At 71.6% G+C, this 7,017-nt stretch carries 10 protein-coding genes; 6 read left to right on the forward strand and 4 right to left on the reverse strand.

Translation table 11 applies throughout. From position 1 onward, the window contains the following. Window positions 1-132 precede the first annotated feature (132 nt). The 4 genes from grpE to EYA84_RS22630 all read left to right on the forward strand — a co-directional run bounded on the left by grpE (window position 133) and on the right by EYA84_RS22630 (window position 3,077). Complete coding sequence (gene grpE, locus EYA84_RS22615) at window positions 133-894, forward strand: nucleotide exchange factor GrpE (RefSeq protein WP_131055102.1); 762 nt, start codon at window positions 133-135, stop codon at window positions 892-894. Between the two features lie 85 nt (window positions 895-979). Beyond that, a complete protein-coding gene (dnaJ, locus tag EYA84_RS22620) occupies window positions 980-2,158 on the forward strand; it encodes a molecular chaperone DnaJ (protein ID WP_131055104.1) in 1,179 nt (392 codons plus the stop codon). A 28-nt stretch (window positions 2,159-2,186) separates the two neighbouring features. Next, window positions 2,187-2,624, forward strand: coding sequence for a heat shock protein transcriptional repressor HspR (locus EYA84_RS22625; RefSeq protein ID WP_131055105.1), 438 nt, complete (start codon window positions 2,187-2,189; stop codon window positions 2,622-2,624). A gap of 180 nt (window positions 2,625-2,804) precedes the next feature. Next, window positions 2,805-3,077 carry a hypothetical protein gene (locus EYA84_RS22630; RefSeq protein ID WP_131055107.1) on the forward strand — a complete coding sequence of 91 codons (273 nt, stop codon included), beginning with the start codon at window positions 2,805-2,807 and terminating at the stop codon, window positions 3,075-3,077. 269 nt (window positions 3,078-3,346) lie between these two features. Here EYA84_RS22630 and EYA84_RS22635 read toward each other — a convergent pair whose 3' ends face one another. The 3 genes from EYA84_RS22635 to EYA84_RS33595 all read right to left on the reverse strand — a co-directional run bounded on the left by EYA84_RS22635 (window position 3,347) and on the right by EYA84_RS33595 (window position 5,331). After that, entirely contained in the window at window positions 3,347-3,775 is a 429-nt protein-coding gene (locus tag EYA84_RS22635) for a hypothetical protein (protein ID WP_131055109.1), read from the reverse strand. 208 nt (window positions 3,776-3,983) lie between these two features. Further along, window positions 3,984-5,171 (reverse strand): cation:proton antiporter, encoded by a 1,188-nt coding sequence (locus EYA84_RS22640; protein WP_131055111.1) that lies wholly within the window; start codon window positions 5,169-5,171, stop codon window positions 3,984-3,986. A gap of 7 nt (window positions 5,172-5,178) precedes the next feature. Then, window positions 5,179-5,331 (reverse strand): hypothetical protein, encoded by a 153-nt coding sequence (locus tag EYA84_RS33595; RefSeq protein WP_236145907.1) that lies wholly within the window; start codon window positions 5,329-5,331, stop codon window positions 5,179-5,181. A gap of 31 nt (window positions 5,332-5,362) precedes the next feature. Here EYA84_RS33595 and EYA84_RS22650 point away from each other — a divergent pair, with 31 nt between their 5' ends. Then, entirely contained in the window at window positions 5,363-6,478 is a 1,116-nt protein-coding gene (locus EYA84_RS22650) for a hypothetical protein (RefSeq protein WP_131055113.1), read from the forward strand. Here EYA84_RS22650 and EYA84_RS22655 read toward each other — a convergent pair. Continuing rightward, a complete protein-coding gene (locus tag EYA84_RS22655) occupies window positions 6,432-6,737 on the reverse strand; it encodes a GntR family transcriptional regulator (protein WP_236145908.1) in 306 nt (101 codons plus the stop codon). The two genes, EYA84_RS22650 and EYA84_RS22655, sit on opposite strands and share 47 nt — an antisense overlap. Before the next feature lie 95 nt (window positions 6,738-6,832). On the opposite strand from EYA84_RS22655, the gene EYA84_RS22660 reads away from it, so the two are divergent. Beyond that, a partial coding sequence (locus EYA84_RS22660; RefSeq protein WP_131055115.1) for a Clp protease N-terminal domain-containing protein occupies window positions 6,833-7,017 on the forward strand: 185 nt, incomplete at its 3' end.

Genomic DNA, 7,017 nt, shown 5'->3' on the forward strand with positions numbered 1-7,017 from the left:
GCCACCGGCGGTCCGGCCGGCGGCGCGCGGCCCGGCGCGGACGACGTGGTCGACGCGGAGATCGTGGACGAGGACAAGAAGTGACGGTCCTGGCCGAGCCGATCTCCACGGGCAGAGGGATGAGGTAGTCGCATGACGGAGAAGCCACGAGCCGCCGACCCGGGCAGCACCGGGTCGGCGCCGGGTGGCTCGGCGTCCGAGCCGACCACCGGCGAGACGCCGCGTGTCGTCATCCGTAACAACCGCAAGATCAGCCAGAGTCACGAGCCGGAGGGGACGGCGGCGGACGCCGGCTCCGACACGTCGGCCGAGGGGCTGGTCGAGGACGCCGAGGTCGTGGTCGACGCGATCGAGGTCGAGACCGAGGCGCTGAGCGAGCCGACCACCGAGGGCCCGCCCGTGGTGGACTCCCCGGCCAAGCCGGTCGGAAAACCGTCCGAGGCGGCCGGTCGCGGGCTCGGCGCCGAGGTGGAGGCGCTCCGCGCCGACCTGGAGGAGCGCACTCGGGACCTGCAACGGGTCACCGCCGAGTACGCCAACTACCGCAAGCGGGTCGAGCGGGACCGTGCTCTGGTCACCGAGCAGGCGACCGGCTCGGTGCTGGCCGCGCTGCTGCCGATCCTGGACGACCTGGACCGGGCCCGGGAACACGGCGACCTGGTCGGTCCGTTCGGTTCGGTGGCCGAGCAACTCACCACCGCGCTCGGCAAGTTCGGGCTGACCCAGTTCGGCGAGCAGGGTGACCCGTTCGACCCGACGCTGCACGAGGCCGTGGCGCACCAGACCTCGGCCGACGTCACCGAACCCACCTGCGTGCAGGTGATGCGTCGGGGCTACCAGATCGGTGAGCGGCTGTTGCGACCCGCGATGGTCGCGGTCGCCGACCCGGAATAGTGCACGACGGTGACCGGGCCGTCCCACCCGCCGAACTCCGGTGGGCGGGACGGCCCGGAGCCGGAGGTGGGGAGGAGGTGGACGGTTGAGTTCCAAGGACTGGATCGAGAAGGACTACTACGCGGTCCTGGGCGTGGCGAAGACCGCCTCCGCTGACGAGATCAAGAAGGTGTACCGGAAGCTCGCCCGCGAGTCGCACCCGGACCACAACCCCGGCGACCCCAAGGCCGAGGAGCGCTTCAAGTCGGTCTCCGAGGCGTACGCGGTGCTCGGTGACGACGCCAAGCGCCGCGAGTACGACGAGATGCGCTCGCTGTTCGGCTCGGGCGCCTTCCGGCGCGGTGCCCGCCAGGGTGGCCAGCCCGGCGGCATGCCGTTCGACGTCTCCGACCTGTTCGGCAACGCGCAGTCGGCCGGTGGTGGCCGGTTCGCCGGTGGCGGCATCTCGGACCTGTTCAGCTCGATCTTCTCGGGCGGCGCGGGTGGTGGCGGTGCCACCGGCCCGGCCCGTGGTCGCGACATCGAGACCGAGGTGGCGCTCGACTTCGACGACGCCGTCCGAGGGGTCACGCTGCCGCTGACCCTGCGGGCACCGGGAGTCTGCGACACCTGTCACGGCAACGGTGCGAAGCCGGGCACGGTGCCGAGGACCTGCCAGGTCTGCCACGGCGCCGGGGTGAACCACCGCAACCAGGGTGCGTTCAGCCTCGCCGAGCCCTGCCGCAACTGCCAGGGCGCCGGGACCGTGGTCGACGAGAAGTGCCCGGAGTGCCAGGGCACGGGCGGCGTCACCAAGGCCCGTACGCTCAACGTCCGTTTTCCGGCCGGAGTGGCCGACGGGCAGCGGATCCGGCTGGCGGGCCGGGGCGAGCCGGGCGAGCGCGGCGGCCCGGCGGGGGACCTGTTCGTGCACGTCAAGGTGCGTCCGGACGAGCTGTTCGGGCGCTCCGGTGACGACCTCACGCTGACCGTGCCGATCACCTTCACCGAGGCGGTGCTCGGCACCGACCTGCGGGTGCCGACGCTCGACGGCGCGGTGACCCTGCGGGTGCCCGGAGGTACGCCGAGCGGGCGGATCCTGCGGGCCCGGGGCAAGGGCGTGAGCCGCCGGGACGGGCAGACCGGGGACCTTCTCGTCACACTCGACGTGGTGGTGCCGGCCCGGGTCTCCGACGAGGCACGCGCGGCCCTGGAGACGTTCGCCGCACAGACCCCGCCGGCGGCGCGAGAACATCTCGACGCGCGGGTGCGTCGGAGCGGATGATGGGTGTAGCGGTGCGGAGGTGAACGGGATGGACGGGTTCGTCGGTTCGGATGACCCCACCTATGAAGCCAAGGTGCTCATGATCTCGGTCGCGGCGCGGATGGCGGGGATGCACCCGCAGACGTTGCGCCAGTACGACCGGCTCGGCCTGGTGCAGGCCGGACGGGCGGCCGGTGGCGGTCGCCGCTACAGCGTGCGGGACGTGGTCCTGCTGCGCGAGGTGCAGCGGCTCAGCCAGGACGACGGTGTCAATCTGGCCGGGATCAAGCGGATCATCGGCTTGGAGCGGCTGTTCGAGCAGGCACAGCAGCGGGTCGCCCAGTTGGAGGCCGAGCTGGAGGCCGCGTACCGCCGGTTGGCCGAGCTGGAGTCGCTGGCCCGCTTCCCCGGGCGCGACCTGGTGCCGACCAACCAGACCTCCACGGCCCTGGTGGTCTGGCGTCCCCGACGCAGCCCCGGCCGCTGACGATCGAGACGGCCCCGGTGCGGTGACAACCGTGCCGGGGCCGTCTCGTGTCTGCGTCGGGGCGGCATCGCGTTCGCGGTCCGCACCCTGCGGATTCCGCCCCGTCCCCGGCCCGTCTCCGTTACCCTGAAATCAGGTCCAAACAACTCAATCCGGACTTCGGCGCTGGCAGGGGGAGCCATGACGGACGAGGCGAAGCAGGTGGCCGAGCAGGCGGAACGCCGGCTCGACCGGTTGGCCGAGAACGTCCAACGGCGCTTCGACCGGATCACCAAGGGGCGGTTCGCCGATCAGATCCGCAGCGGCCGGTTCAGCGGCCGGAGCGGCCGGTCCACCGGACCCGCCCCGTCGGGCGGTCGGTCCGCCGGCCCAGGTCAGGGCCGAGCCGGTCACGGCGCCGGTCGGGTACGGACCGACCAGCACCGCCGCGAGCACGGCGGCCCGCCCCGCTGAGGGGCCACAACGTACGGGCCGGGAGCCACGGGGGCTCCCGGCCCGTTCCCGTTCCCGTTCCACCGCAGGTAACGGCACCTCGCCTACCGCAGGTGGGCACCCCCGCCCCGCCCCCCGAGATACGTCACCCCTCACGAGGTCGGCAGGCGACGGCATCAGGTGTGGCCCTACCGTGCCCGGCGCAGGGATCAAGCCTGACCGCCCGGAGCCGGGCACGGTAGGCCACACCCCCACAGCAACGGTAGGGCCGCACCCCCCACAGCAAGCAGCTAAAGCCGCCGCCCCTCGCGCACCAACCCGCCTTCGCACCACTCGCGGTACACGAACAGCTCCGGTCGGGACAGCAGCACCCGGCTGTTGTGCGACCAGGTGCGCATCATCTCGTCGCCGTTGCGCTCGGCCTGGTCGACGAGCTTGCGGAAGCGACGCTTCGGGTGGGCCCGGAAGTTCGTCCGGATCCCGTCGGCGGCATAGATGTAGAGGCAGTGCAGCGCGAACCGGCGGGCCGGGCAGTGCGCGTCCATCGCCAGGTCGAACAACGTCATGATCAGGCGGTCGCCGGAGACGAGCAGGTCCCAGTCGGGTGGCATGGACGTCAACGGCACCGAGTCGGGCTGGTACGCCCACGATCGCAACTCCGCCGGACTCGGGTCGACGGGGTTGGCGAAGCCGTGGAACGTTGATTCCTGCACGCTCACCGGCCAACCTTCCGCTCGCGTCGGCACCGAGGCGTCCGCCCCCCGCGAACCCCGGCTGCTGGGGCGAAACGGTAACGCGGTACCCGTGAGTACGGGTAGCCCCTACGGAAAGCAATTCGGCATCGGTTGCCTGGCCGGGGTGGTCCGGACGGCCGACGATCACTTTCAGTCCCTGTGCCGTCACCGGTCACGGTCGATCCGGCGCTGCCTACCCGGCCTGCTGCGTCGCCGCCCGTTGTCGCGACCAGCGCCTGAACCAGGTGGCGTCGGGCAGTCGGGCCAGCACAGGCCCGGTCACCACGGTGATCAATACGTACGTGGCGGCCAGGGCGGCCAGCTTCGGCGAAACACTGCCGGCGCTCACCGCGAGGCCGGCGATGACGATGGAGAACTCCCCCCGGGGTGTCAGGGTCAGTCCGGCCCGCCAGCGTCCCGGTTCGGTGATGCCGACCCGCCTCGCGGCCAGGTAACCGGTCGCCGTCTTGGTCGCCATGGTAACCAGGGCGAGCAGTACCGCGGGCAGCAGCACCGGCGGGATGTGCCGAGGGTCGGTGGCGAGCCCGAAGAAGACGAAGAAGACGGCGGCGAAGAGGTCGCGCAGGGGCGTCAGCAGTTCGGTGGCGTGGTGGGCCACCGGCCCGGAGAGCGCGATGCCGACCAGGAAGGCACCGACCGCCGCCGACACCTGGAGTTTCGCGGCGACGCCCGCGACCAGCAGGGTCAGACCGAGTACGCCCAGCAGCAGCGACTCGGGGTGGTCGGCGGACATGGCCCGGGAGACGAGATCGCCGTAGCGGAGTGCCACCACCAGCACGACGACCACCGTCAGGACGGCGACGCCGAGAGCGACCCCACCCTTGACCAGCCCGACCCCGGCCAGCAGCGCGGTCACCAGCGGCAGATAGAACGCCATCGCGAGGTCCTCGACCACCAGGACCGACAGGACCACCGGCGTCTCCCGGTTCCCGAGCCGGCCCAGGTCCGACAGGATCTTGGCGATCACACCGGAGGACGAGATCCAGGTGATCCCGCCGAGCACCACCGCCGCCACCCAGCCCCACCCCAGCAGCAGCGCGAACGCGGCACCCGGCAGCGCGTTGAGCACCGCGTCGAGCACCCCTGCCGGTGCCGCCGCCCGCAGGTTGCCGACCAGTTCGTCGGCGGAGTACTCCAGGCCGAGCATCAGCAGCAGCAGGATCACGCCGATCTCCGCACCGATCGCGAAGAACTCCTCGCTGGCGTGCAGCTCCAGCACGCCGCCGTGACCGAGGACCAGACCGGCCAGCAGGTACAGCGGGATCGGGGAGAGCCCGATCCGCCGGCCGAGCCGGCCGAGTAGCCCGAGCAGGAACAACAGCGCGCCGACCTGGATCAGCAGGGTGGTGAAGTCGTGCATCCGAGGCTCAGGCGACCGCTGCGCGTACGGCGGACGACCGGGACGCGCCGAGGGCGTCCCGGCGGCGGGAGGGTGCCCCCAACGAGCGGCCGAGTTCCGTCATCATGTCGTGGCGTACGCCGGTGCCCGGTTGAGCGGTCTGCTCGACGCGTGCTCGCACGGGCTCAGGCTACTCTCGCGACGGAGGCCGTATGACCGCCCGACGAACTCGTTGCCTGGCAGTTCTCCCGCTGTTCACGCTGCTGGCGGGATGCTCGATCGGCGACATCCGGCGCAGCGCCCCCGAACCGCCGCAGGTCACCGCCACCCCCGCGCCGGTCGCGGAGACCCGCACCACCCGCTTGGCCGTCCCGCAGCGGTACGCCCCGCCGCAGATCGAGTTCGTCGACGCCGAGAACGGCTACGCCCTCTTCGCCTCCTGCGACGACCAGACGACCGCTCCGGACTGCCCGGCCCTGCTCTGGTCGACCCGGGACGGTGGCCGCTCCTGGCAGCAACTGCGCCACCCGCAGCCGGACACCACCCAGCAGCGGGACGGCGACGTCCAGCAGCTCTACACCGCCGAAGGGATCCTGGTCCTGCACGCTTCGCCACACGGATGGTGGACGTCCACCGATCGCGGAGACACCTTCCGACACACCCCCGGTGAGGCCCCGCCCCGGGAGTGGCAGGCGGCCCAGGGACGCTTCCAGCTCATCGAGAGTTCGGGAAAGGTGGGCCGCTGGACGGGACGCACGCTCCGCCCGCTGCCGGTCCAGCCGAAGCTGCCGGTGGTGCAATCGGTGTTGGAGAGTGACTGGCGGATCTTGGGTCCGGACGGGGAGCACCGTGGTCCGGTGGTGGCAGCCGGAGTGGACGACGACGGCCGAACGTACGCGGCGCTCTCCCTCGACGAGGGACGGAGTTGGCGGCCGACCCCGGTGGAGTTCGACGGTGCAGTGGGTGTGCTCCGGGTGGTGCGCGTACAGAGTGAGCTGTGGCTGGTCGGCGAGCGGCCCGATCGCACCGGGTTTCCGGCGGTGTGGCGGCATGGTCCCGCCTGGGAGAGGGTGCCTGCCGAGGGGCATCCGGGGACGGGGCAGGCCGTCCCGCTGAGCGACGGAGTGGTGGCGGTGGTCAGCCCGCGAGGTGCGGGCGCGCTGGTCGGTGGCCAGTACGTAGACCTGCCCTGGCCGCTGACCGACAGACATCACCTGCGGATACTCCCCGACGGCACGGCCTTCGCCACAGGGCCTGAGGGCGTCCTGCTCGGCACGGGCTTCATCGGCGACCAGGTCTGGACTGCGGTGACCATCGAGACGGAGTGATCCGCTCCAGAGTCTCGGTGAGTCCGGTCGCGCGCAGGATCATCATGGCCTTGCCGACGACGGTGTCCGAGACGCCGTACTCCTTGCAGAGCTGGGCTCTGCTCGGCAGCTTCGTGCCGGGCGGCCACTCACCTGACTGCCCCTGTGCGGCCCGTCTGCCGCGTTGACAGCACAGGCGGTTCAGCTCGACAGGGCTCCCGGCACACGTTGACCAGTGGCGGAGGATCAGGACGTGAGCAGCGCCCGGTGTCCACCGCACGAAGGAGTGTCGGATGTCACACCTCTGAGGTTGAGTGGAATAGGCTCAACTCTGGTTCTGTCGGTACCAGTGGACACACCGATCCAGGGGAGCCCATGAACACCGAACGCCTCACCACCAAGAGCCGCGAGACCATCACCGGTGCCGTCGCCCTGGCCAACCAGCGCGGGCACGCCACCGTGGAGCCGTGGCACCTGCTGCTGTCGCTGCTGGACACCGAGGGCTCGACCGCTGCCGGCCTGCTGCGCGCCGTCGGGGCCGACCCCGCCGAGCTGCGCCG

This window comes from Verrucosispora sp. SN26_14.1, from assembly GCF_004307965.1.
GTDB lineage: Bacteria > Actinomycetota > Actinomycetes > Mycobacteriales > Micromonosporaceae > Micromonospora.